This is a genomic window from Streptomyces sp. NPDC055632 (genome assembly GCF_053618675.1).
Genome location: NZ_JBSHHY010000016.1, coordinates 1 through 22,484, shown reverse-complemented (window position 1 = coordinate 22,484; position 22,484 = coordinate 1). Strand labels below are relative to the sequence as shown.

Sequence of the window (22,484 nt, the reverse complement as noted above, 5' to 3'; positions counted from 1 at the left end):
GCGCGACCCGCTCACACCGCGACGACGCGCGGCGGGCGCTGGCAGCGCGGGCAGAAGTAGCTGGAGCGGTTCATCCAGGCGCGGCGGCGCATCGGGGTGCCGCAGCGGCGGCAGGGTTCGTCCTCGCGGCCGTAGGCGTCGAGGGAGCGGTCGAAGTAGCCGGACTCGCCGTTGACGTTCACGTACAGGCTGTCGAAGCTGGTGCCGCCGACGGCGAGGGCCGCGTTCATCACGTCCCGGACGTGTCCGAGGAGTTCGGCCGAGCGCGGCCGGGTCAGGGTGGCGGTCGGCCGGTCGTAGTGCAGCCGCGAGCGCCAGAGCGCCTCGTCCGCGTAGATGTTGCCGACGCCGCTGATCAGCGACTGGTCCAGGAGGGCCCGCTTGATCGTCGTACGGCGCAGGCGCAGCGCGCTCTGGAAGGCGGCGTCGTCGAACTCCGGGTCCAGCGGGTCGCGGGCGATGTGCGCGATGACGTCCGGGAGGCCGTCGGGGCTCTGGTCGTGGAGCGAGAGCCCGCCGAAGGTGCGCTGGTCGACGAAGCGGAGTTCGGTGCCGGCCGTGTCGTCGAAGCGGACCCGGATCCGCAGGTGCTTCTCGTCGGGGGCGTCGTGCGGCTGGACGAGGAGCTGCCCGCTCATGCCGAGGTGTCCGAGCACGGCCGTCCCGGTGTCGGCCAGCGGCAGCCAGAGGTACTTGCCGCGCCGCCGCGCGCCCTCGACCCGCTGCCCCTTCAGCCGGGCCGCGAAGTCCTCGCCGCCGGCCGGGTGGCGGCGCACGGCCCTGGGGTGCAGGACCTCGACCCCGGTCACGGTCCGGCCGGCGACCCAGCGCTCCAGACCGCGCCGTACGACCTCGACCTCGGGCAGCTCGGGCACGGTGTTCCTCCGGAATTCTTCGCCGTCTCACGGCTTCTTGGGCGGCCGGATCCACCCTACTGCCGTCCGGACGGGGTGCGGAAAAGACGGGAACCCCGCCCTGGGGCGGGGTTCCCTGAAGGCTCGGAAGGCGAGCGGGACGAAGGATCAGGCCGAGGCCCGGTCCTTGGCAGGAGAGGGGTCGGCGACCGCTCCCGCCTCGACTGCGGCCTTCGCCGCCGCCACGCGCTCGTCCGCGGCCGCGCGGATCGCGCGCCACGCGGACTCCGCCGCCTGCTGTTCCGCTTCCTTCTTGCTGCGGCCGGTGCCGGTGCCGTACGAGACACCACCGACGCGGGCGGCAGCGGTGAAGGTCTTCTCGTGGTCCGGGCCCTCCTCGGAGACGAGGTACTCCGGGACGCCCAGGCCCTCGGCCGCGGTGAGCTCCTGGAGGCTGGTCTTCCAGTCCAGGCCGGCACCGAGGTTCGAGGACTTCTCGATCAGCGGGTCGAAGAGCCGGTGCACCAGCTCGGACGCCGCGTCGAGGCCCTGGTCGAGATAGACCGCGCCGATCACCGCTTCGAGGGTGTCGGCGAGGATGGACGCCTTGTCCCGTCCGCCCGTGCCCTCTTCGCCCCGGCCGAGCCGGATGAAGGAGCCGAGTTCGAGTCCGCGGCCCACGTCCGCCAGCGCACGAGAGTTGACCACCGCGGCCCGCAGCTTGGCCAGCTGGCCCTCGGGCAGGTCGGGGTGGGTGCGGTACAGCGTGTCGGTGACCACCAGGCCGAGCACGGAGTCCCCGAGGAACTCCAGACGCTCGTTGGTGGGCAGACCGCCGTTCTCGTACGCGTACGAACGGTGGGTCAGCGCACGCACCAGAAGGGCGGACTCGAGCTGGTAGCCGAGCCGCCCTTCCAGAAGCGTGTGGGACGAGGCATGGTCCGTCTTGTCGTCCGTCTTGCGGGACTCAGACATTGCGCCTCTCACCAGCCCAATCAGACCGAGAGGACCTGGCGCTTGTTGTAGGTGCCGCAGCTCGGGCACGCGATGTGCTGCAGCTTCGGCTCCTGGCAACGCTCACACGAAACCAGGGTGGGGACCGCAGCCTTCCACTGCGACCGGCGGTGGCGCGTGTTGCTGCGCGACATCTTCCGCTTCGGAACAGCCACGGCTACTTCTCCTGCTTCTCGGCGGCGCTTCGGACGTCCCCGTCAGAGGCTTTGCCGCTCATGTTGTCCTTCTCATCGGTTCCCAGCGAACCGGCGAGTCCCTGCAGTGCCGCCCAACGGATGTCGACGGCGTCGTGGTGGTGGTCCGGGTTCTCGTTCAGGTTGGTCCCGCATTCGGAACACAGACCCGCACAATCCTCCCGGCACACCGGCTGCATCGGCAGTGCGAGCACCACCGCATCGCGCAGCACGGGTTCGAGGTCGAACATGCCGTCCTCGAGGGGGATCATGTCCTCTTCACCCTCGGCTTCGTCGTCCGCGGCCGCCCTGGAGCGGCCCCGGTCGTCGGAGTCGGGGTACGAGAACATCTCCTGGAAGTCCACGTCGAGTTCCAGCTCGACGGGCTCCAGACACCTTACGCACTCCCCCTCGGCCGACGCACGGGCGGTGCCTGTGACAAGCACCCCTTCCATGACCGACTCAAGACGGAGATCGATGTCGACCGGGGCGCCCTCGGGCACTCCGATCACTCCTTCGACGCCCATGGCCGCGGGGGCCTCGACCGATCGCGAGAGCCGCTGCAGGGCACCAGGACGCCGCCCCAGCTCGTGCGTGTCGAACACGAGGGGGTTGCGGTGGTCGAGGCGCGTGCTCAGGGCTCTTCCTGCTTTCGGATCGTTCTGCGTCGGGGAAGGTTCGTGGGCTGCCGACCGTGGGCAGCACGGGTCACGGGCATACGCGTGACCGAAGAGCCAGGATACTGGACGCTTCGCCCAGGGCCCAATCCGGGCCCTTCACCCGTTCCCCTACTGCTGCTGCCCCTGGTCGTACTGCTGCTCGTACCGGCGCAGCTGGTCCAGGTCGATCATGCTCGTGTCGAAGAAGCTGGTCTCGTCGAGCGCGGCGGCCTGCTGGGGCTGGTGGGCCGGCGGGGCGGGCTGCTGGTACGCGTAGGGGTCCTGCTGCTGGTAGGCGTACGGGTCGGCCTGCTGCTGGTAGGCGTAGGGGTCCGGCTGCTGCTGGACCTGCTGGTACGCGTAGGGGTCCTGCTGCTGGTACCCGTACGGGTCGGGCTGATGCTGCGGCGGGGCCGGGACCTGCGCCTGGGCCTGCGCAGGGATCTGGGGGGCGGGCGGCTGCGCCGGCTCGGGGTCGGAGAGCTCCGCGAGGCCGGCCAGGTAGTCGGCGTCGCTGGTGTGGACCGTGCCGCCGAGCCCCTCCTGGGCGGCCATGTGCTCGCCGAGGGCGTCGCTGGCGATCCGGCCGTGCAGCTTCTGCCGGCCCCGCCCGACGGCCTCCAGGGTCTTGCTGAGGACCGCCTCGAAGGCGCCCAGCTTGGCGTCCACGTAATCGTCCGCCCGGTGGATCAGCGTCTGCGGGTCGGCGCTGTACTCGGGGGCGTCCTCGTCGGCGTAACCGTCCGGCCCGAGCCCCGGGCCGCGGCCGAGGAGCTTCTCGCGGCCCCGGTCGACGGAGCCGATGGTCTTGTTGAGGACGACCTCGAAGTTGGCGAGCTTGGAGTCGACGTAGTCGTCGGCCTCGGCGCGGACCTCCTCGGCCTCGCGGCGGGCCTCGGAGAGGATCCGGTCGGCCTCCTCCTGCGACTCCCGGGCGACCTGGGAGTCGGAGACGATCGAGCCGCGCTCGGCGTGGGCGGCCTCGATGATCCGATCGGCCTCCTGGCGGGCCTGCTCGACCATCTGCTCGCGGCCGCCGATCAGCTCCCGGGCCTGGGCGAGGGAGCCGGGCAGGGCCTCCCGCACCTCTTCCAGCAGGGCGAGCAGCTCGGCGCGGTTGACCACGCAGGATGCCGACATGGGCATGGAGCGGGCGCCCTGCACGGTCGCCACGATCTCGTCGAGCTTCTTCTGCACGTCCACCTGGTGCTCGCCACTCTCTACAGCCGGTTGGAGAAGGACGGGACGACTGTAAGGGCAGTCGGTGCCCGTCCGACACCAGGTGACGGAGCGTCAGCGGCGGTGGCCGCGCGTCACTTCTGTGCGAGCCGCTCGGTCAGCTGCCCGAGGACCAGCGGCGGGACCAGGTGGGAGACGTCGCCGCCCCAGGCCGCCACCTCCTTGACCAGGGAGGAGGAGAGGAAGCTGTACGTCGGGTTGGTGGGGACGAAGAGGGTCTCCACGCCCGAGAGGCCGTTGTTCATCTGGGCCATCTGCAGCTCGTAGTCGAAGTCGCTGACCGCGCGCAGGCCCTTGACGATGGCGGGGATGTCGCGCTGCTTGCAGAAGTCGACGAGCAGGCCGTGGAAGGACTCCACCTCGACGTTGCCGAAGTCGGCGGTGACCTCGCGGATCAGTTCGATCCGCTCGTCGACCGTGAAGAGACCTTTCTTCGACTGGTTGATCATCACGGCCACGTGTACGACGTCGTACAGCTTGGAGGCGCGGGCGATGATGTCGAGGTGTCCGTTGGTGATGGGGTCGAATGACCCCGGACAGACGGCGCGGCGCAACTTGGGTCCCTCGCTCTCCGGTCCGGTCATCGTGCGTCTTCGCACGTAGAGGCGGCGCGACCGTACCAAAACGTTCCCTCGCCGTAACGACGGGCCCGCAGTGGCTCGAAACCGGCCGGCCAGCCGAACTCCCCGCCTCGGGTGCTGCGCTCCACGGTGACGAGGGCATCCTCGCTCAGCCAGCCCTCCGCGCGCAGTGTGAGGAGAATCTCCCGGAGGTCCGCGTCCCCGACGGCGTACGGCGGGTCGAGGAAGACCAGGTCGTACGGGTCGGCGGGGGCCGGTCCGGTGACGACCTGCTCGGCCTTGCCGGTGCGGAGCTCCGCGCCCGGCAGGCCGATCGCCCGGACGTTGTCCCGGATGGTCCTGGCCGCGCGGGGGTCGGCCTCGACGAGGAGGGCGTGGGCGGCGCCCCGGGAGAGCGCCTCCAGGCCGACGGCGCCGGAGCCCGCGTACAGGTCGGCGACCCTGGTCCCGTCGAGGGTGCCGTGGAGCGCCTCCCAGGTGGAGAAGAGGCCCTCGCGCGCCCGGTCGGAGGTGGGGCGGGTGCCGTTGCCGGGCGGCACGGCCAGGCGCCGGCCGCCGGCCGTACCGGCGATCACGCGGGTCATCGGTGTCCTCGTCCTGCGTCGTCCAGTGCGTACGTCCAGTGCGTACGTCTCAGGATATGGCCGCGGGGGGACCGGTGGGCGGTCAGCCCTTCTCCAGGTACTCCTCCCGGTCCTTGTCGAGGAGGGCGTCGAGGGCGGTGCGCAGGCCCGGCTGGGTGGTGAGGTCCGGGTCGGCGAGGACGAGGGCGGTGGCCTCCTCGCGGGCGGCGGCGATGACCTCCTCGTCGTCGATGACGGTGAGGACCCGCAGGGAGGAGCGGACGCCGGACTGGGCCTGGCCGAGGACGTCGCCCTCGCGCCGCTGTTCGAGGTCGATGCGGGAGAGCTCGAAGCCGTCGAGGGTGGAGGCGACGGCGCCGAGGCGCTGGCGGGCGGGGCTCGCCTCGGGCATCTCGGTGACGAGGAGGCAGAGGCCGGGGGCGGAGCCGCGGCCGACGCGGCCGCGGAGCTGGTGGAGCTGGGAGACGCCGAAGCGGTCCGCGTCCATGATCACCATGGCGGTGGCGTTGGGGACGTTGACGCCGACCTCGATGACGGTGGTGGCGACGAGGACGTCGAGGTCGCCGGCGGCGAAGCGGCGCATGACGTCGTCCTTGTCGTCGGGGTGCATGCGGCCGTGCAGGACGGCGATCCGCAGGCCGGCGAGGGGGCCGGTGCGGAGCTTCTCGGCGACGTCGAGGACGGCGAGCGGGGGCCGCTTCTCGGCGTCGTCCCCCTCGGACGCCTTGGGCTTCTTCTTCTGGTCCTCCTCGTCGCCGATGCGAGGGCAGACCACGTACGCCTGGTGCCCGTTCTCGACCTCCTCGCGGACCCGTTCCCAGGCGCGCGCGAGGAAGTGCGGCTTGTCGGCGGCGGGGACGACGTGGCTGGCGATCGGGGAGCGGCCGGCGGGCAGCTGGTCGAGGACGGAGGTCTCCAGGTCGCCGAAGACGGTCATGGCGACCGTGCGCGGGATGGGCGTCGCGGTCATGACGAGGAGGTGCGGGGGCTGCTTGCCCTTGCCGCGCAGGGCGTCGCGCTGTTCGACGCCGAAGCGGTGCTGCTCGTCGACGACGACCAGACCCAGGTCGTGGAACTGAACCTTGTCCTCGATCAGGGCGTGCGTGCCGATGACGATCCCGGCCTCGCCGGTGACCAGGTCCAGGAGGGCGTGGCGGCGGGCGGCGGCGCCCATGGAGCCGGTGAGCAGGACGACCTTGGTGGCGCGGTCCGCGCCGCCGAGCATCCCTCCCTCGGCGAGCTCGCCCATCATCTCGGTGACGGAGCGGTGGTGCTGCTGGGCGAGGACCTCGGTGGGCGCGAGCATCGCGGCCTGTCCCCCGGAGTCGACGACGGCGAGCATGGCGCGCAGGGCCACCATCGTCTTCCCGCTGCCGACCTCGCCCTGGAGGAGGCGGTGCATGGGGTGGTCGGTGGCGAGGTCGTCGAAGATCTCCTTCGAGACCTTCCGCTGGCCGTCGGTGAGGGTGAAGGGGAGCTTGGCGTCGAAGGCGTCGAGGATGCCGTCGGGGGCGGGTCGCCGGGGGACGGCGGGCAGTTGGGTGTCGGCGTGCCGGCGGCGGGCGAGGGCGACCTGGAGGACGAAGGCCTCGTCCCACTTGAGCCGCTCCCGGGCGGCGGCGATGTCGGCCTTGGTGCGGGGCCGGTGGATCATCCGCAGGGCGTCGGGCAGTTCGGCGAGGCCGCGGCCCTCGCGCAGGGCGTCCGGGAGCGGGTCGACTGCGTCGACGGTGCCCGGCAGGACCGCGTCGACGGCCTTGGCGATCTTCCAGGACTCCAGCTTGGTGGTGGCCGGGTAGATCGGGATGAGGGCCCCGGCCCAGACGTCCACGGCCTCCTCGCGGTCGCCGCGCAGGAGTTCGTACGACGGGTGGGCGAGCTGGAGGCGCCGGTTGAAGAGCGAGACCTTGCCGGCGAACATCGCGCGGGTGCCGGGCAGCAGGTCCTTGTGCGGCTTGTGCACGCCCTTGCCGAAGAAGACCAGCTGGAGGCGGCCGCTGCCGTCGGTGATGGTCACTTCGAGGCGCTGGCCGCGCCCCTTGGAGCCGTTGAAGGTCAGCACGCGGGCGTCGGCGACCTGCGCGACCACCGTGACGTGCTCGTCGAGCGGCAGGTCGGAGAGGGTGGTCAGCTCCCCGCGCTCGGCGTACCGGCGGGGGTAGTGGTGCAGCAGGTCCCCGACCGTGTGCAGGTCGAGCGCCTCGGCCATGACCTTGGCGGTGGCGGGGCCGAGGGACTTCTTGAGTGGTTCGTCGAGCGCGGGCACGCGTTCCATTGCACACCACGGGACCGACAGTCGGGGCGAGGGCTGTGGACGACCCCGGGGATCGGCGCCTATTCCACCCCGATGAGCAGCGGCGGGGCCTCCGCGCCCGCGTGGTACGTGGTGGTGTCGACGGCCAGGTAGCCGCGGCGGACGTGGCGTTCGAGGTCGGCGGCGAGGCCGGGCGGGGTGTCGTCGGCGACGACGAGGGTGACGAGTTCGCCGCCCGCCGAGAGCATCCGGTCCAGGACGGTGCGGGCGGTCTCGGTGAGGTCCTTGCCGATGACGGCGACGTCGCCCTCGATGAGGCCGAGGACGTCGCCGGCCTGGCAGACGCCGGCCGAGGTGAAGGACCGGTGTTCGGCGACGGCGAGTTCGGCGTAGCGGGTGGCTCCGGCGGCGGCCGTCATGGCGACGACGTCCTCGTCGAAGCGCCGGCCGGGTTCGTGGACGGCGAGGGCGGCGATGCCCTGGACGGCGGACCGGGTGGGGACGAGGGCGACGCGGACGCCCTCGGCCCTGACGCGTTCGGCGGCCGCGGCGGCGGTCTCGCGCAGGTCGGTGTCGTTGGGCAGGAGGACGACCTCGCGCGCGTGCGCCCGCCGGACGGCCTCGACGAGCTCGTCCTCGGCGGGGGGTTCGCCGGGGCGGGTCCGCACGGTGGTCGCGCCGGCCTCGGCGCAGAGCCCGGCGAGGCCCTCGCCGGGGACGACGGCGACGATCGCGCGCGGGACGCGTTCCCCGCGTGCGGCGTCGTCCTCGGTGCCGCACGCGTGCGCGTACCCGTCGCCCCCGGTCCCGCACGCGTGCGCGTACCCGTCGCCGGTCCCGTACCGGTCCCCGTGGGCGCCGTCGGTCCCGTACCGGTCGTCGGCCCCGCTCCCGGCCCCCTGCGCGGCGCCGCGCCCCGGCGCGGGCGGCGCGGCGGACGCGAAGTGGGTGATGCGGATCCGGTGGGGCCGGCCGGCCTCGACGCCGGCCTCGACGGCGGCGCCCGCGTCGTCCACGTGCACGTGGACGTTCCAGAGCCCGTCGCCGCCGACGACGACCAGGGACTCCCCCAGCGCGTCGAGGCGGGAGCGCAGCAGTTCGACGGCCGGCCCGTCGGCCTCCAGGAGGTAGATCACCTCGTAGGCGGGGCCGTCCTCGCCGGCGCAGTCCTCGCGGGGGGCGGCCGGCGGGAGCGGCGCGGTCCGGGGGCGGTCCGGGGTCCGGCCGGTGACGGTCTCCAGGAGGGCGCCGAGGACGGCCACCAGGCCCCGGCCGCCCGCGTCCACGACCCCGGCGCGTGCGAGCACGTCGAGCTGGCCGGAGGTGGCCGCCAGGGCGGTCGCGGCCCCCTCGTGGGCGGCGCGGGCCACCTCCGCGAGCGTGCCGCCCGCCGCGCAGGCCTCGGCGGCGGCGCTCGCCACGGTGAGGATGGTGCCCTCCACGGGGCGGGCGACGGCCTGCCGGGCCTCGCGCGCGGCCTCGGCGAGGGCGCGGGCGAGGTGATCACCGTCACATCCGCCGGCGAGGACGGTCGCCATGCCGCGCAGGAGCTGGGAGAGGATGGTCCCGGAGTTGCCGCGGGCGCCGAGGAGGGCGCCGCGGGCCATGGCCCGTACGGTCTCGGCCGTGTCCGGGCCGGAGGCGGCGGAGACCGCTTCGACGGCCCGGTGGGCGGCTTCCGCCGTCAGGTAGAGGTTGGTGCCGGTGTCCCCGTCCGCGACCGGGTAGACGTTGATCGCGTCGATCTCCTCGCGCTCCCGCCCGAGGGCGTCGAGGGCCCTCGCGCACCAGGTCCGGACCGCTTCGGCGTCGAGCTCGACGAGCTCCTCGTCAGGCTGAAGGGCTCGCGACAACGGGGGGTCCTCCTTCGGCGGTGAGCTCACCGCAGGGTAGACCGGAGGTGTCCCGGGCGTGACCGGGGCCCGGGGCGGGGCCGGCGGGGAACATGGTAGTTTCGTTCCACCGAGGCAGTCGTTGTATGCTGCTTCGGTTGCCCGGTTCAATCCGGGCCGTTCCCCGGCAAGCCACTTCAGACTCCTGATTCCGGTGCGCCGGATTTCACTGTAATTCTGAAGTCTTTGGAGTGACCCGTGGCTGCCAACTGCGACGTCTGCGGCAAGGGGCCGGGCTTCGGCAACAACATTTCGCACTCGCACCGCCGTACGTCCCGTCGCTGGAACCCGAACATCCAGCGCGTGCGTGCCGTGGTCGGTCGGACGCCGAAGCGGCTCAACGTCTGCACCTCGTGCATCAAGGCCGGCAAGGTCTCGCGCTAACCGCGACGTTCCGTCGTAGCGCAGCCCCTGCGGTTGCCTTGAGAGGCCGGTCCACCTCGGTGGACCGGCCTCTTGCCATGCCCGGAAGCGGGATCGGGTCCGGGGGCGTGTGACACTCCCGGACCGACTCGGCCCCCGAACCGGCTCAGTCCCTGAACCGCCAGCCGTGGTCGACCGGGCCTATGCCCGTGCCCAGGGCGAATCCCGCGCCGATGGCCCCGGTCACGTACTCCTTGGCCTCCCGTACCGCCTCCGGCACCGTGCGCCCCTTGGCGAGCCCGGAGGCGATCGCCGAGGCGAGCGTGCAGCCCGTCCCGTGGGTGTGCCGGTTGTCGAGGCGCGGGGCGCGGAACCAGTGCTCCTCCTCGCCGTCCGTGAGCAGGTCCACCGCCTCCCGGCCCGTGGGCAGGTGCCCGCCCTTGATCAGGACCCACTCCGGTCCGTACGACAGGATGCCCTCGGCGGCGTTCCTCATGTCGCTCTCGTACACGACGTGCACGTCGACGAGCTGCGTCACCTCGTCCAGGTTGGGCGTGGCGACGGTCGCGAGGGGCAGCAGCTTCGTGCGGACGGCGTCGAGCGCGGACGCGGCGAGGAGCGGGTCGCCGTGCTTGGAGACCCCGACCGGGTCGACGACGACGGGCGCGGCGGTGTCCGCGAGGAGTTCCGCGACGGTCTCCACGAGCGGGGCGGTGGCCAGCATGCCGGTCTTCACGGCCTGGACGCCGATGTCGTCGACGACGGACCGGTACTGGGCGCGCACGGCCTCCACGGGCAGTTCCCAGACGCCCTGGACGCCCCGGGAGTTCTGCGCGGTGACGGCGGTGAGGACGCTCATGCCGTGGACGCCGAGCGCCAGCATCGTCTTCAGGTCGGCCTGGACGCCCGCGCCGCCGCCGGAGTCGGACCCGGCGACGGTCAGGACCAGCGGGGGCTTCACTCCGTCTCCCCGAAGTGGTCCCAGCCGCCGGCCGCGTGCCAGGGCGCGCCGTCCACGGTGACCTGGGGCAGCGCCGAGGGGTTGAGGACCTCGCCGATGACCTTCCAGCGGGCGGGGAGCTTCACGTCCGGCGGGAAGGTGGCGACGATGGCGTGGTCCTCTCCCCCGGTGAGCACCCACTGCATGGGGTCGACGCCGACGGCCTGGCCGATGTCGTGCATCTGGGTGGGGATGTCGATGAGCCCGGAGCGCAGGTCGATGCGGACCTTGCTGGCCTCCGCGATGTGGCCGAGGTCCGCGATGAGGCCGTCGCTGACGTCGCACATGGCGGTGGCGCCGAGGCCGGCGGCGGCCGGGCCCGCGTGGTACGGCGGTTCGGGCCTGCGGTGGGCCTCGACGAAGGCGCGCGGGGAGCGGAAGCCGCGCGAGAGGACCGCGTATCCGGCGGCGGACCAGCCGAGCCAGCCGGTGTAGGCGACGACGTCGCCGGGCTGGGCGCCGCCCCGGGTGACCGGGTCGTGGTTGCGCAGGTCGCCGAGGGCGGTGATGGAGACCATGATCGTGTCGCCGCGCACGACGTCGCCGCCGACCACGGCGGCGCCCGCGACCTGACATTCGTCGCGCAGGCCGTCCATGAGTTCGGTGGGCCAGGTAACGGGGAGTTCGGCGGGGACGACGAGGCCGAGGAGGAGCGCGGTGGGGACCGCGCCCATGGCGGCGATGTCGGCGAGGTTCTGCGCGGCGGCCTTGCGGCCGACGTCGTACGCCGTCGACCAGTCGCGGCGGAAGTGACGTCCTTCGAGCAGGATGTCCGTGCTGGCCACCACGCGCCGGTCGGGGGCGGAGACGACCGCGGCGTCGTCGCCGGGCCCGATCCGTACCGCCGGGGTGGAGGTGAGCCGGGACGTGAGCTCTCTGATGAGCCCGAACTCGCCCAGCTCTCCGACTGTGCCCTTCACCGCGTCTCACCTCGTGTCTTCGTGCCGGCCGGCGGGCGGGGGCGCGTCTGGGCGCGCCGCGGGTCGCGGGCCGTCACCGTGCTGGGTACCGTCAAGTAGGCCGTCAACTTCTGTCCTGCGTACGCCACGCCCCGGATGCCCCGGGACACGCGGGTCTCCCCGCGGCCCGCGGCGACGCGGTACCGTGGCGTCCCTTTCTCCCACAAGATCCTCGTGGCCGCCCTGGAGGTTCCGTGGTACAGGCGTACATCCTTATTCAGACCGAGGTGGGCAAGGCGTCGACCGTCGCCGACACCATCTCCAAGATCCCGGGGGTGATCCAGGCCGAGGACGTGACCGGTCCGTACGACGTGATCGTGCGCGCGCAGGCGGACACGGTCGACGAGCTGGGCCGCATGGTGGTCGCCAAGGTCCAGCAAGTGGACGGCATCACGCGCACCCTCACCTGCCCGGTCGTTCATCTGTAGCCCCCGTCTACGCTTGGCCGGTGATGTCTTCCCACCGGCCCTTCGGCCTGCCCGCCGCCGTCGCGGCCGCCGTGCTGCTGCTGGCGTCCGCGGGCTGCTCCCCGTCGGGCGCCTCGGCGTCCGTCGCGGTCCCCAGCCCTCCGGCGGAGGAGGCCGCTCTCTGCCAGGCGCTGGCGAAGGAGCTGCCCGACACCGTGGCGGGGCTGGAGCGGAGTGACCCGGAGCCCGGCTCCGAGTTGACCGCCGGGTGGGGTGACGGTGCGATCGTACTGCGCTGCGGGGTCCCCCGGCCCGAAAAGATGAGCGACGCGAAGGCGCAGGGCGTCTCCGCGAACGGCGTGCGCTGGATGCTGGAGCGGCCGGAGGGCTCCGGCCCCCGGTTCACCTCGGTGTACCGGGAGACGTACGTCGAGGTGAGCCTCGACGCGCGGTACGAGCACGACGCCGGGCCGCTCGCCGATCTCGCCGCCCCCGTGGCGGAGTCGGTCCCGTGCGCGCTCGAACCGGAGTGCTCCTGACGCCGTCCGGACGTGCCCGGGGAGCCGGCCGCGCGTGCGCGGCCGGCTCCCGGTCGCGGTCCGCTAGCGCAGGCCCGTGGAGCGGGTCAGCGCGGCCTGGAGGAGGCGGTCGACCAGCTCGGGGTAGTTCACGCCGCTCTCCTGCCACATGCGCGGGTACATGGAGATGGGCGTGAAGCCCGGCATGGTGTTGATCTCGTTGATGACGAAGTCGCCGTCCTCGGTGAGGAAGAAGTCGGCGCGGACCAGGCCCTCGCAGGAGACGGCCTCGTAGGCGGCGACGGCCAGGCGCTGGATCTCGGCGGTCGCCCCGTCCCCGATGGGGGCGGGCACGATGCCGGAGGCGGAGTCGATGTACTTCGCCTCGAAGTCGTAGAAGTCGTGGTCGGTGACGGGCGGGATCTCGGCCGGCACGCTGGCGCGCGGGCCGTCCTCGAACTCCAGGACGCCACACTCGATCTCGCGGCCGCGGACCAGCGCCTCCACGATGATCTTGGGGTCGTGGCGGCGGGCCTCCTCGATCGCCTCGTCGAGGCCGGAGAGGTCGTCGACCTTGGTGATGCCGACGGACGAGCCGCCGCGGGCGGGCTTCACGAAGAGCGGCCAGCCGTGGTCGGCGGCGAACTCGACGATCTTCTTGCGGGCGGCGGCCGGGTTCTGCTCCCACTCGCGCGGCCGGACGACCTCGTAGGGGCCGACCGGGAGGCCGAAGGAGACGAAGACCCGCTTCATGTACTCCTTGTCCTGGCCGACGGCGGAGGCGAGGACGCCCGCGCCGACGTAGGGGACGCCGGAGAGTTCCAGGAGGCCCTGGAGGGTGCCGTCCTCGCCGTACGGGCCGTGGAGGACGGGGAAGACCACGTCGACCTCGCCGAGGGCGCGCGGCACGGCGCCGGGCTCGGCGAGGACGACCTCGCGGTTGGCGGGGTCGACGGAGAGGACGACGCCGCCCTGCTCGGACTCGGCCAGGTCGGCGACGTTCGGCAGCGCGCGGTCGGTGATGGCCATCCGCTCCGGGGCGTCGGCGGTGAGCGCCCAGCGCCCGTCCGTCGTGATGCCGATGGGCAGCACGTCGTACTTGTCCCGGTCGATGGCGCTCAGGACGGCGCCGGCCGTGACGACGGAGATGGCGTGCTCGGAGCTGCGTCCGCCGAAGACGACGGCCACGCGCGGCTTGCGGGGGCTCTGGGTGTTCTCGCTCATATCGCGATGAGGGTACCTTGCGGTTCCCGAACTCCTGAGCGCCCCGCCGCGCGCGCGTCCGAGTCGTCCGTGCTCACCCGGACCCGCCCGGGCCCCGGCTCAGCGGCGTTCGGGCTTCGCCGAGCGCGACATGAGCTCCTTGAGGGCGACGACCGGCGGCTTGCCCTCGTGGACGATGGAGACGACGGTCTCGGTGATGGGCATGTCGACGCCGTGGCGGCGGCCCAGATCGAGCACCGACTCGCAGGACTTGACGCCCTCGGCGGTCTGCTTGGTGGCCGCGATGGTCTCCTGGAGGGTCATCCCGCGGCCGAGGTTGGTGCCGAAGGTGTGGTTCCGGGAGAGCGGCGAGGAGCAGGTGGCGACGAGGTCGCCGAGGCCCGCGAGGCCGGAGAAGGTGAGCGGGTCGGCGCCCATGGCGAGGCCGAGGCGGGTGGTCTCGGCGAGGCCGCGGGTGATGAGCGTGGCCTTGGAGTTGTCGCCGAGACCCATGCCGTCCGTGATGCCGACGGCGAGGCCGATGACGTTCTTGACGGCGCCGCCGAGCTCGCAGCCCACCACGTCGGTGTTGGTGTACGGGCGGAAGTACGGGGTCAGGCAGGCGGTCTGGAGCCGCTGGGCGACCGTCTCGTCGACGCAGGCGGCGACGGCGGCGGCGGGCTGCCGGGCGGCGATCTCCTTGGCCAGGTTGGGTCCGGTGAGGACGGCGACGCGCTCGGCGGGGACGTCCGCGACCTCGGTGATCACCTCGCTCATCCGCTTGGCGGTGCCGAGTTCGACGCCCTTCATGAGGGAGACGAGGACGGTGTCGGAGGCGAGGAGCGGCGTCCAGGCGGCGAGGTTGCCGCGGAGGGTCTGGGAGGGGACGACCAGGACGGTGAAGTCGGCGTCCGCGGCGGCCTCGGCCGGGTCGGCGGTGGCCGTGACCGCTTCGGGGAGTTCGACTCCCGGCAGGTAGTCCGGGTTGGTGCGGGTGGTGTTGATCTCCTTCGCGATCTCGGCGCGGCGGCCCCAGAGGCTCACCTCGCAGCCCGCGTCGGCGAGCACCATGGCGAAGGCGGTGCCCCAGGATCCGTTGCCGAAGACGGCTGCCTTGGTCACTTGGTGCCCCCTTCGGCGGCCTTGCGCCGTTGTTCCAGGCGGGCCCTGCGGTGGTCGTACGGTTCGGCGGGCGCCCGCTCGCCGCGGACCTCCTCCAGGAGGGCGGTGATGGCGGCCATGATGGTCTCGGTGGCCTCGCGCAGCACCTCGGGCGTGGGTTCGAGCCCGTGGAAGCGGGAGAGGTCGACCGGCGGTCCGGCCTGCACGATCAGCGTCTTGCGGGGGAAGAGCCGGACCTTGTCCTGCTTGGCGTACGGCGGCACCGCGAGGTTCGCGCCCCACTGGGCCACCGGGATGACGGGGGCCTTGGTGAGCAGCGCGACGCGGGCGGCGCCGGTCTTGCCGGCCATGGGCCACATCTCGGGGTCGCGGGTCAGGGTGCCCTCGGGGTAGAAGGCGACGCACTCGCCGCGCTCGATGGCGTCGACGGCGGCGCGGAAGGCGTCGAGCGCGTCGGTCGTCTCGCGGTAGACGGGGATCTGCCCGGTGCCGCGCAGCATCGTGCCGACGAAGGAGCCCTTGAAGAGGGCGGCCTTGGCGAGGAAGCGCGGGACGCGGCCGGTGTTGTACTGGTAGTGCGCGTAGGAGAGCGGGTCCAGGTAGGAGTTGTGGTTCACCGCGGTGATGAATCCGCCGTCGGCCGGAATGTGCTCCATGCCGCGCCAGTCCCGCTTGAACAGAACCACCAGGGGGGGTTTGGCGATGACCGCCGCGAGGCGGTACCAGAAGCCGATTCTGCGGCGGGGCACGCGGACACCTTTCTCCGGGACGGGCTGGCAGGGGGTCAGTGTCGCCCCATGCTCCTGCGCTGTCGAGTGACACCGTACGCCCCGGCCCCTCCGGCGGGCCGCACGGGCGGGACAGAATGGTCCGCGATGAACACCGATGCGGACGACGGCTGGTCCCTCGTCGTACCCCTGAAGCCCCTTGCCCTGGCGAAGAGCAGGCTGGCCGCGGCGGCGGGCGCGCGGCTGCGCCCCCGGCTCGCGCTCGCGTTCGCCGAGGACACCGTGGGAGCGGTGCTGGACTGCGCGCGGGTGCGGGAGGCGGTGGTGGTCACCGACGACCCCGCGGCCGGCGGGGTCCTCGCGGCGCTGGGGGCGCGGATCGTGCCGGACGCGCCGGCGGCGGGGCTCAACGCGGCGCTCGCGCACGGGGCGCGGGCCGTGCGGGCCCGGCGTCCGCACGCGCGCGTGGCGGCGCTCAACGCGGACCTCCCGGCGCTGCGCCCGGCGGAGCTGTCCCGGGTCCTGGACGCGGCCCGGGCATTTCCGAGGGCATTTCTCGCGGACGCCGCCGAAATCGGTACGACATTCCTCTCGGCTGCTCCGGGAGTGGAATTGGCACCGGCATTCGGGGGTGCGTCGAGGCTGCGGCATTTGTCGTCGGGGGCGGTGGAAATCCGGCTCGCGGGGGTGGATTCCGTACGCCGGGACGTGGACACCGGGGAGGACCTGGCGGCGGCCGGGGAGCTGGGGCTCGGCCCGCGGACGGCCGCCCAGTGGCTGCCGGCGGCCGGATAGGCTGCGGTCCATGCAGGCGACCGCGTACACGTACGACCCCGAGACCCGCAGCGGCAGCGTGCTGCTCGACGACGGCACCCCGGTGGAGTTCGGGGCGGAGGCCTTCGCGGCGGGCGGGCTGCTGTTGCTGCGGCCGGGCCAGCGGGTGCGGATCGAGACGGAGCCGGGCGGCCCGGGGGGCGGCCCGCGGATCACGCTGGTGACGCTCCAGACCTTCTAGGTCCTCCGGGTCTCCGGGTCCCTAGGTCTCCGGGTCTTCAGGTCTTCGGGTCCTTAGGTCTCCGGGTCCTTAGGTCTCCGGGTCCTTAGGTCTTCGGGTCCTCAGGTCTCCGGGCCTCCGGGCCGCACGGGCCGCACGGGATCTCCCGGTCCCGCCCGGGCCTTCGGACGCGCCGCGGGCCGGGCTCCTCGGAGGGAGCCCGGCCCGGCGGATCGTTCCCGCACGTCCTACTTCTTGGCGGCGGTCTTCTTGGCGGTGGTCTTGCGCGCCGTCGTCTTCTTGGCGGGCGCCTTCGTCGCCGTGGCCTTCTTCGCGGCCGGCGCGGTCTTCTTGACCGTCGTCTTCTTGGCGGCGGCCGTGGTGGTCTTCTTCGCGGCCGCCGAGGTCTTCTTCGCGGCGGCGGTGGTCGCGGTCTTCTTGGCGGGGGTCGCCTTCTTGGCGGCCGCCGTGGTGGTCTTCTTCGCGGGGGTCGTCTTCTTGACGGCGGCCGTGGTGGTCTTCTTCACCGGGGTCGCCTTCTTCGCGGCGGCCTTCTTCGCGGTGGTGGCCTTCTTGGCGGCGGCCTTCTTCACCGTCGCGGAGGCACCGCCGGTGAGGCTGCCCTTGGGGGCCTTCTTGACGGAGACCTCGCCGCCCTTGGGGAGCTTCTTCGAGCCGCTGACCAGGTCCTTGAAGCCCTGACCGGCGCGGAAGCGGGGGACGGAGGTCTTCTTCACGCGCACCCGCTCACCCGTCTGCGGGTTGCGGGCGTAGCGGGCCGGCCGGTCGACCTTCTCGAACGAGCCGAAACCCGTGACGGAGACCCGGTCGCCGCCGACCACGGCACGCACGATGGCGTCGAGCACGTGGTCGACGGCTTCGGCGGCCTGCTGGCGACCGCCCATCTTGTCGGCAATCGCTTCTACGAGCTGCGCCTTGTTCACGTCTTCCCCTTCGGAGACATTGCCAGAACGAAAGTGTTCAAGCTTTTTCGCACGTTAGGCATGTATATACCGCAAATCAAACACGAAACGGGCTAATCACCCTAGTGCCGCAACGCGGAAGAGCCGTTGCGGAGTTCCTGGTGTCAGTCGTCCTCTGGGAATCGGCCCTCGTCGAGGTCCTTCATCAACCGGTCCAGACGCATCGCCGCGTCCTTGAGATCGTGCTTCGCCGCGGCCGTCACGACCAGCAGCTTCCGGGACAGCGCCATCCTTACGCCCTCCGGGACTTGCAGTGAGCGCACCCTTGTGTGCGCTTCCTTCAATCGGGCGGCGACTGCCTCGTAGAGCTCGAGTTGGCTGTCGCGTTCCATGCACCGATTGTGCCATCTAGGGCGAGTTGTCGCCCGACAGGGGCCCAACAAGCGACTGCGCCCCCCACCGGAAGGTGGGGGGCGCAGTCTTGGAAAAGCGCTGCTCAGACCGTAATTGTACGGGGTTTGAAGGAGGGCCTGGCTGCCTCGTAGGCCGCGATGTCGGCTTCGTTCTGAAGGGTGAGGCTGATGTCGTCGAGTCCGTTCAGGAGACGCCAGCGGGCGTTCTCGTCGAGTTCGAAGTCGGCGTCGATCCCGGCGGCCAGGACCTTGCGGCGCTCCAGGTCGACGGTGACCTCGGCAGTCGGGTCGGCCTCGGTCAGCTCCCAGAGCGCGTCCACCGTCTCCTGCGGGAGGACGACGGTCAGCAGGCCGTTCTTCAGCGAGTTGCCGCGGAAGATGTCGGCGAAGCGGGAGGAGATCACGGTCTGGAAGCCGTAGTTCTGGAGCGCCCAGACGGCGTGCTCGCGGGAGGAGCCGGTGCCGAAGTCGGGGCCGGCGACCAGGACCGTGGCGCCCTGCCGCTCGGGGCGGTTGAGGACGAACTCGGAGTCCTTGCGCCAGGCCTCGAAGAGGCCGTCCTCGAAGCCGTCGCGGGTGACCTTCTTCAGCCAGTGCGCGGGGATGATCTGGTCGGTGTCGACGTTGCTGCGGCGCAGCGGGACGGCCCGGCCGGTGTGCGTGGTGAAAGCTTCCATGGTTCCTCAGACCCCCGCGGTGGTGACGGCGTCGGACAGGTCGGCCGGGGAGGCCAGATGGCCCAGTACGGCGGTGGCGGCGGCGACCTGGGGCGAGACCAGGTGGGTCCGGCCGCCCTTGCCCTGCCGGCCCTCGAAGTTGCGGTTGGAGGTGGAGGCGGAGCGCTCGCCGGGGGCCAGTTGGTCGGGGTTCATGCCCAGGCACATCGAGCAGCCCGCGTGCCGCCATTCGGCGCCGGCCTCCTTGAAGACCTTGTCCAGTCCCTCCTCGACGGCCTGGAGGGCGACCCGGACGGAGCCGGGGACGACCAGCATCCGGACGCCGTCGGCGACCCTGCGGCCCTGGAGGAGGTCGGCGGCGTTGCGCAGGTCCTCGATGCGGCCGTTGGTGCAGGAGCCTACGAAGACGGTGTCGACCTTGATGTCGCGCAGCGGCTGCCCGGCGGTCAACCCCATGTACTCCAGGGCCTTTTCGGCGGCGAGGCGCTCCGAAGCGTCTTCGTACGAAGCCGGGTCGGGGACGTTCGCCGAAAGCGGTGCGCCCTGGCCGGGGTTGGTGCCCCAGGTGACGAACGGCGCCAGGGAGGCGGCGTCGATGACGACCTCGGCGTCGAAGACGGCGTCCTCGTCGGACTTCAGCGTCTTCCAGTACGCGACGGCGGCGTCCCAGTCCGCGCCCTCGGGGGCGTGGGCGCGGCCCTTCAGATAGGCGAAGGTCGTCTCGTCGGGGGCGATCATGCCCGCGCGGGCGCCGGCCTCGATCGACATGTTGCAGACGGTCATCCGGGCCTCCATCGAGAGCTTCTCGACGGCGGAGCCGCGGTACTCCAGGATGTAGCCCTGGCCGCCGCCGGTGCCGATCTTGGCGATGATCGCCAGGATCAGGTCCTTGGCGGTGACGTCCTCGGGCAGCTCGCCGTCGACCGTGATGGCCATGGTCTTCGGGCGGGCGAGCGGCAGGGTCTGGGTGGCGAGGACGTGCTCGACCTGGCTGGTGCCGATGCCGAACGCCAGCGCGCCGAAGGCGCCGTGCGTGGAGGTGTGGGAGTCGCCGCAGACGACCGTGGTGCCGGGCTGGGTCAGGCCCAGCTGGGGACCCACGACGTGGACGACGCCCTGCTCGACGTCGCCCAGCGGGTGCAGGCGGACGCCGAACTCGGCACAGTTCTTGCGGAGGGTCTCCAGCTGCGCGCGGGAGACAGGGTCGGCGATCGGCTTGTCGATGTCGAGGGTCGGGGTGTTGTGGTCCTCGGTGGCGATGGTGAGGTCGAGGCGCCGCACCTGCCGGCCGTTCTGGCGGAGGCCGTCGAAGGCCTGCGGGCTGGTCACCTCGTGCAGCAGGTGCAGATCGATGAAGAGGAGGTCGGGCTCGCCCTCGGCGCGCCGGACGACGTGGTCGTCCCAGACCTTCTCCGCGAGTGTCCTACCCATCGCTTTCCCTCCGGCCGACGTCTACGCCGGCACAACTAGAGACCCGTTTCGCGGGCCGTTGTGCGGCCGCCTCACCAGAGTGACAAGTTCCCCGGGAAATTGAACTTGCGTTTCACAGAGTGAGACGCGAATATCGTTGCATGGACAACTCTAGCGGCGTAGGCGTTCTCGACAAGGCAGCCCTTGTCCTGAGCGCCCTGGAGTCCGGTCCGGCCACCCTCGCAGGACTGGTCGCGGCGACGGGACTCGCACGACCCACGGCACATCGTCTCGCCGTGGCACTGGAACACCACCGGATGGTGGCGCGCGACATGCAGGGCCGTTTCATCCTCGGCCCGCGCCTGGCGGAGCTCGCCGCCGCGGCCGGCGAGGACCGCCTCCTCGCGACCGCGGGCCCGGTGCTCACGCATCTGCGCGACGTCACCGGCGAGAGCGCCCAGCTCTACCGGCGCCAGGGCGACATGCGCATCTGCGTGGCGGCGGCCGAGCGGCTCTCGGGCCTGCGGGACACGGTCCCGGTCGGCTCGACGCTGACCATGAAGGCCGGCTCGTCGGCGCAGATCCTGATGGCCTGGGAGGAGCCCGAGCGGCTGCACCGCGGCCTCCAGGGCGCCCGCTTCACGGCGACGGCCCTGTCGGGCGTGCGGCGCCGCGGCTGGGCCCAGTCGATCGGCGAGCGGGAGCCGGGCGTCGCGTCCGTCTCCGCGCCCGTGCGCGGCCCCTCGAACCGCGTGGTGGCCGCCGTGTCGGTCTCGGGCCCCATCGAGCGCCTGACGCGCCACCCGGGCCGCATGCACGCCCAGGCGGTCATCGACGCCGCCGCCCGCCTCTCCGAGGCGCTCCGCCGCAACGGCTGACGTTTTCCTTTTCCTCGTTCGTCCCGGCCCACCGCTCCAACGCCGCAGCGGTGGGCCGGAGTTGTGTCCGGAGCCGTACGGCGGGGAACAGCGAAGAAGCCCTTCCCCGAAGGGAAGGGCTTCTTCTGTGCGTACCCCCGACCGGATTCGAACCGGCGCTACCGCCTTGAGAGGGCGGCGTGCTAGGCCGCTACACAACGGGGGCCTTGCGGATGAGATCCGCGTACGATGCAGATGAGCTCTGCGAGCTGGCCTACCTGGACTCGAACCAAGAATGACGGTACCAGAAACCGTAGTGTTGCCAATTACACCATAGGCCATGGTGGTTACACCGTACCCCCGACCGGATTCGAACCGGCGCTACCGCCTTGAGAGGGCGGCGTGCTAGGCCGCTACACAACGGGGGCCTTGCGGATGAGATCCGCGTACGATGCAGATGAGCTCTGCGAGCTGGCCTACCTGGACTCGAACCAAGAATGACGGTACCAGAAACCGTAGTGTTGCCAATTACACCATAGGCCATGGTGGTTACACCGTACCCCCGACCGGATTCGAACCGGCGCTACCGCCTTGAGAGGGCGGCGTGCTAGGCCGCTACACAACGGGGGCCTTGCGGATGAGATCCGCGTACGTTACAGATGAGCTCTGCGAGCTGGCCTACCTGGACTCGAACCAAGACTAACGGAACCAGAAACCGTCGTGCTGCCAATTACACCATAGGCCACCGGGGCAACTTCCCCGCCAGGGGGATCTTGCTCGGCTTGCGCTTTCGGGCTCTTGCCTTTCGGCTTTTCTCCTCGGCGCAGGAAGAACATTACCCGAAGGTGGACCGCGCTCCAAAACGGGTATCCGAGCGCAGCAGGTCGGGGAGCTGGCTCAGCTCCGTGATCCGCTCCAGCTCGGGCCGGCCGCCGGTGTCCGCGCGGTCCAGCCAGACGCCCATGAGCCCCGCCTCCACCGCGCCCCGGGCGTCGATGTCCGGCTGGTCCCCGACGTACGCCACCTGGTGCGGGGGCAGGCCGAGGGCGGTGCAGGCGGCGTGGAAGGCCTCCGGGGCGGGCTTGGCCACGCCGAGCTCGGCGGCGCACAGGACGGCCTCGAAGCGGTCCCGGATGCCCAGGACGCGGAGCTTGCGCTCCTGGTTGCGGATGCTGGAGTTCGACAGGACCGCGTGACGGTAGTCACGGGCGAGCAGGTCGAGCACGGGCACGGTGTCGGGGAAGAGCGCCCAGGCCGCCTCGTAGTGGACGACGTACCGGTCGAACCAGGCGTCGGCCTCGGCGGAGGTGAGCTCCGGCCGGCCGAGGAAGTCGCGGACCCGGTCGCGCCGCTGGTCCAGGAAGTCGCCGCCCTCCCTCTCGAAGCGGCGCCAGTGGAGGACGGTGAGCTCCCGCCACCGGTCGAGGGCCGCCTCCACCGTGCCGAACCCGTCGAGGAGCCCCTCGGCCGCGAGGTGGCCGCGCATCCCGGCCGTGTCGGCGGTGGCGTAGTCGAAGATCGTGTCGTCGATGTCCCAGAGGACCGCCCGGATGGTCATGGGGCCACGGTACCGACGGCGGGGGTGCGCCGGAGGGGGGGGGGGGGGCGGCCGGGGCCGGCCGGGCGGGGTGGGGGCGGGCCGGGGCGCGCCGGGGGGGCG

The 22,484-nt window shown here is 71.9% G+C and carries 25 protein-coding genes and 6 tRNA genes; 6 read left to right on the top strand and 25 right to left on the bottom strand.

All coding sequences use genetic code 11. The annotated features are described in order from the left end of the window. Nucleotides 1–11 precede the first annotated feature (11 nt). From mutM to ACWGSR_RS21030, 9 genes are all read right to left on the bottom strand, one after another. Nucleotides 12–875: a bifunctional DNA-formamidopyrimidine glycosylase/DNA-(apurinic or apyrimidinic site) lyase gene (mutM, locus tag ACWGSR_RS21070; RefSeq protein WP_376233337.1), complete on the bottom strand. Its 864-nt coding sequence runs from the start codon at nucleotides 873–875 to the stop codon at nucleotides 12–14. A gap of 147 nt (nucleotides 876–1,022) precedes the next feature. After that, nucleotides 1,023–1,829: a ribonuclease III gene (rnc, locus tag ACWGSR_RS21065; RefSeq protein WP_376233334.1), complete on the bottom strand. Its 807-nt coding sequence runs from the start codon at nucleotides 1,827–1,829 to the stop codon at nucleotides 1,023–1,025. A 20-nt stretch (nucleotides 1,830–1,849) separates the two neighbouring features. Next, entirely contained in the window at nucleotides 1,850–2,023 is a 174-nt protein-coding gene (gene rpmF / locus ACWGSR_RS21060; protein WP_015036448.1) for a 50S ribosomal protein L32, read from the bottom strand. Between the two features lie 2 nt (nucleotides 2,024–2,025). Beyond that, nucleotides 2,026–2,679 (bottom strand): YceD family protein, encoded by a 654-nt coding sequence (locus tag ACWGSR_RS21055; protein ID WP_453568256.1) that lies wholly within the window; start codon nucleotides 2,677–2,679, stop codon nucleotides 2,026–2,028. 150 nt (nucleotides 2,680–2,829) lie between these two features. Beyond that, nucleotides 2,830–3,903 carry a cell division initiation protein gene (locus tag ACWGSR_RS21050; protein ID WP_376233331.1) on the bottom strand — a complete coding sequence of 358 codons (1,074 nt, stop codon included), beginning with the start codon at nucleotides 3,901–3,903 and terminating at the stop codon, nucleotides 2,830–2,832. Between the two features lie 110 nt (nucleotides 3,904–4,013). Further along, entirely contained in the window at nucleotides 4,014–4,493 is a 480-nt protein-coding gene (gene coaD, locus ACWGSR_RS21045) for a pantetheine-phosphate adenylyltransferase (protein WP_376233522.1), read from the bottom strand. A gap of 26 nt (nucleotides 4,494–4,519) precedes the next feature. Then, nucleotides 4,520–5,104, bottom strand: coding sequence for a 16S rRNA (guanine(966)-N(2))-methyltransferase RsmD (gene rsmD / locus ACWGSR_RS21040; protein WP_376233328.1), 585 nt, complete (start codon nucleotides 5,102–5,104; stop codon nucleotides 4,520–4,522). A gap of 82 nt (nucleotides 5,105–5,186) precedes the next feature. Then, entirely contained in the window at nucleotides 5,187–7,379 is a 2,193-nt protein-coding gene (recG, locus tag ACWGSR_RS21035; protein ID WP_453568122.1) for an ATP-dependent DNA helicase RecG, read from the bottom strand. A gap of 59 nt (nucleotides 7,380–7,438) precedes the next feature. Continuing rightward, nucleotides 7,439–9,211, bottom strand: a complete 1,773-nt coding sequence (locus ACWGSR_RS21030) for a DAK2 domain-containing protein (protein WP_453568119.1) — start codon at nucleotides 9,209–9,211, stop codon at nucleotides 7,439–7,441. Nucleotides 9,212–9,448: 237 nt separating this feature from the next. On the opposite strand from ACWGSR_RS21030, the gene rpmB reads away from it, so the two are divergent. Then, the gene (gene rpmB / locus ACWGSR_RS21025; protein ID WP_003957616.1) at nucleotides 9,449–9,634 is read left to right on the top strand and encodes a 50S ribosomal protein L28; all 186 of its coding nucleotides are present in this window, start codon (nucleotides 9,449–9,451) and stop codon (nucleotides 9,632–9,634) included. A gap of 145 nt (nucleotides 9,635–9,779) precedes the next feature. On the opposite strand, the gene thiD is transcribed toward rpmB, so the two are convergent. Next, a complete protein-coding gene (gene thiD, locus ACWGSR_RS21020) occupies nucleotides 9,780–10,574 on the bottom strand; it encodes a bifunctional hydroxymethylpyrimidine kinase/phosphomethylpyrimidine kinase (RefSeq protein ID WP_376233318.1) in 795 nt (264 codons plus the stop codon). Then, nucleotides 10,571–11,533 (bottom strand): thiamine-phosphate kinase, encoded by a 963-nt coding sequence (locus ACWGSR_RS21015; RefSeq protein WP_062752039.1) that lies wholly within the window; start codon nucleotides 11,531–11,533, stop codon nucleotides 10,571–10,573. The genes thiD and ACWGSR_RS21015 overlap by 4 nt, the downstream gene beginning before the upstream one ends. 233 nt (nucleotides 11,534–11,766) lie before the next feature. Here ACWGSR_RS21015 and ACWGSR_RS21010 point away from each other — a divergent pair, with 233 nt between their 5' ends. Together ACWGSR_RS21010 and ACWGSR_RS21005 are read left to right on the top strand one after the other, a co-directional pair. Beyond that, on the top strand, nucleotides 11,767–12,000 hold the full coding sequence (locus tag ACWGSR_RS21010) for an Lrp/AsnC family transcriptional regulator (RefSeq protein ID WP_017947604.1): 234 nt from the start codon (nucleotides 11,767–11,769) through the stop codon (nucleotides 11,998–12,000). Nucleotides 12,001–12,023: 23 nt separating this feature from the next. After that, nucleotides 12,024–12,518 (top strand): DUF3515 domain-containing protein, encoded by a 495-nt coding sequence (locus tag ACWGSR_RS21005; protein ID WP_366372355.1) that lies wholly within the window; start codon nucleotides 12,024–12,026, stop codon nucleotides 12,516–12,518. Nucleotides 12,519–12,581: 63 nt separating this feature from the next. Here the strand turns inward: ACWGSR_RS21005 and ACWGSR_RS21000 are convergent, their stop codons facing one another. The 3 genes from ACWGSR_RS21000 to ACWGSR_RS20990 all read right to left on the bottom strand — a co-directional run bounded on the left by ACWGSR_RS21000 (nucleotide 12,582) and on the right by ACWGSR_RS20990 (nucleotide 15,571). After that, entirely contained in the window at nucleotides 12,582–13,721 is a 1,140-nt protein-coding gene (locus ACWGSR_RS21000) for a D-alanine--D-alanine ligase family protein (RefSeq protein WP_376246784.1), read from the bottom strand. Between the two features lie 99 nt (nucleotides 13,722–13,820). Further along, the gene (locus tag ACWGSR_RS20995) at nucleotides 13,821–14,822 is read right to left on the bottom strand and encodes an NAD(P)H-dependent glycerol-3-phosphate dehydrogenase (protein ID WP_453568115.1); all 1,002 of its coding nucleotides are present in this window, start codon (nucleotides 14,820–14,822) and stop codon (nucleotides 13,821–13,823) included. Beyond that, complete coding sequence (locus tag ACWGSR_RS20990; protein ID WP_453568113.1) at nucleotides 14,819–15,571, bottom strand: lysophospholipid acyltransferase family protein; 753 nt, start codon at nucleotides 15,569–15,571, stop codon at nucleotides 14,819–14,821. Before ACWGSR_RS20990 ends, ACWGSR_RS20995 begins: the two co-directional genes overlap by 4 nt. 126 nt (nucleotides 15,572–15,697) lie before the next feature. Here ACWGSR_RS20990 and cofC point away from each other — a divergent pair, with 126 nt between their 5' ends. Together cofC and ACWGSR_RS20980 are read left to right on the top strand one after the other, a co-directional pair. Next, a complete protein-coding gene (gene cofC, locus ACWGSR_RS20985) occupies nucleotides 15,698–16,345 on the top strand; it encodes a 2-phospho-L-lactate guanylyltransferase (protein WP_376246793.1) in 648 nt (215 codons plus the stop codon). A 10-nt stretch (nucleotides 16,346–16,355) separates the two neighbouring features. Next, entirely contained in the window at nucleotides 16,356–16,565 is a 210-nt protein-coding gene (locus ACWGSR_RS20980) for a hypothetical protein (RefSeq protein WP_376246796.1), read from the top strand. A gap of 227 nt (nucleotides 16,566–16,792) precedes the next feature. On the opposite strand, the gene ACWGSR_RS20975 is transcribed toward ACWGSR_RS20980, so the two are convergent. From ACWGSR_RS20975 to leuC, 4 genes are all read right to left on the bottom strand, one after another. After that, nucleotides 16,793–17,488: an HU family DNA-binding protein gene (locus tag ACWGSR_RS20975; protein WP_376246799.1), complete on the bottom strand. Its 696-nt coding sequence runs from the start codon at nucleotides 17,486–17,488 to the stop codon at nucleotides 16,793–16,795. A 143-nt stretch (nucleotides 17,489–17,631) separates the two neighbouring features. Further along, nucleotides 17,632–17,859: an SCO5555 family protein gene (locus ACWGSR_RS20970; RefSeq protein ID WP_376246802.1), complete on the bottom strand. Its 228-nt coding sequence runs from the start codon at nucleotides 17,857–17,859 to the stop codon at nucleotides 17,632–17,634. Between the two features lie 104 nt (nucleotides 17,860–17,963). Next, nucleotides 17,964–18,557 carry a 3-isopropylmalate dehydratase small subunit gene (gene leuD / locus ACWGSR_RS20965; RefSeq protein ID WP_376246805.1) on the bottom strand — a complete coding sequence of 198 codons (594 nt, stop codon included), beginning with the start codon at nucleotides 18,555–18,557 and terminating at the stop codon, nucleotides 17,964–17,966. Nucleotides 18,558–18,563: 6 nt separating this feature from the next. Continuing rightward, on the bottom strand, nucleotides 18,564–19,988 hold the full coding sequence (leuC, locus tag ACWGSR_RS20960; RefSeq protein WP_453568109.1) for a 3-isopropylmalate dehydratase large subunit: 1,425 nt from the start codon (nucleotides 19,986–19,988) through the stop codon (nucleotides 18,564–18,566). Nucleotides 19,989–20,128: 140 nt separating this feature from the next. Between leuC and ndgR the strand changes: the two genes are divergently transcribed. Continuing rightward, nucleotides 20,129–20,845 carry an IclR family transcriptional regulator NdgR gene (ndgR, locus tag ACWGSR_RS20955; protein ID WP_005311436.1) on the top strand — a complete coding sequence of 239 codons (717 nt, stop codon included), beginning with the start codon at nucleotides 20,129–20,131 and terminating at the stop codon, nucleotides 20,843–20,845. A 132-nt stretch (nucleotides 20,846–20,977) separates the two neighbouring features. Here ndgR and ACWGSR_RS20950 read toward each other — a convergent pair. From ACWGSR_RS20950 to ACWGSR_RS20920, 7 genes are all read right to left on the bottom strand, one after another. Further along, a tRNA-Glu gene (locus ACWGSR_RS20950) sits at nucleotides 20,978–21,050 on the bottom strand. 43 nt (nucleotides 21,051–21,093) lie between these two features. Further along, nucleotides 21,094–21,165: transfer RNA gene (locus ACWGSR_RS20945), tRNA-Gln, on the bottom strand. A gap of 14 nt (nucleotides 21,166–21,179) precedes the next feature. Further along, a tRNA-Glu gene (locus ACWGSR_RS20940) sits at nucleotides 21,180–21,252 on the bottom strand. 43 nt (nucleotides 21,253–21,295) lie between these two features. Then, nucleotides 21,296–21,367, bottom strand: a tRNA-Gln gene (locus tag ACWGSR_RS20935). A gap of 14 nt (nucleotides 21,368–21,381) precedes the next feature. Beyond that, nucleotides 21,382–21,454: transfer RNA gene (locus ACWGSR_RS20930), tRNA-Glu, on the bottom strand. 43 nt (nucleotides 21,455–21,497) lie between these two features. Next, nucleotides 21,498–21,569 (bottom strand) — tRNA-Gln (locus tag ACWGSR_RS20925). Between the two features lie 90 nt (nucleotides 21,570–21,659). Then, nucleotides 21,660–22,382, bottom strand: coding sequence for an HAD family hydrolase (locus ACWGSR_RS20920; RefSeq protein WP_376246810.1), 723 nt, complete (start codon nucleotides 22,380–22,382; stop codon nucleotides 21,660–21,662). Between the last annotated feature and the right edge of the window lie 102 nt (nucleotides 22,383–22,484).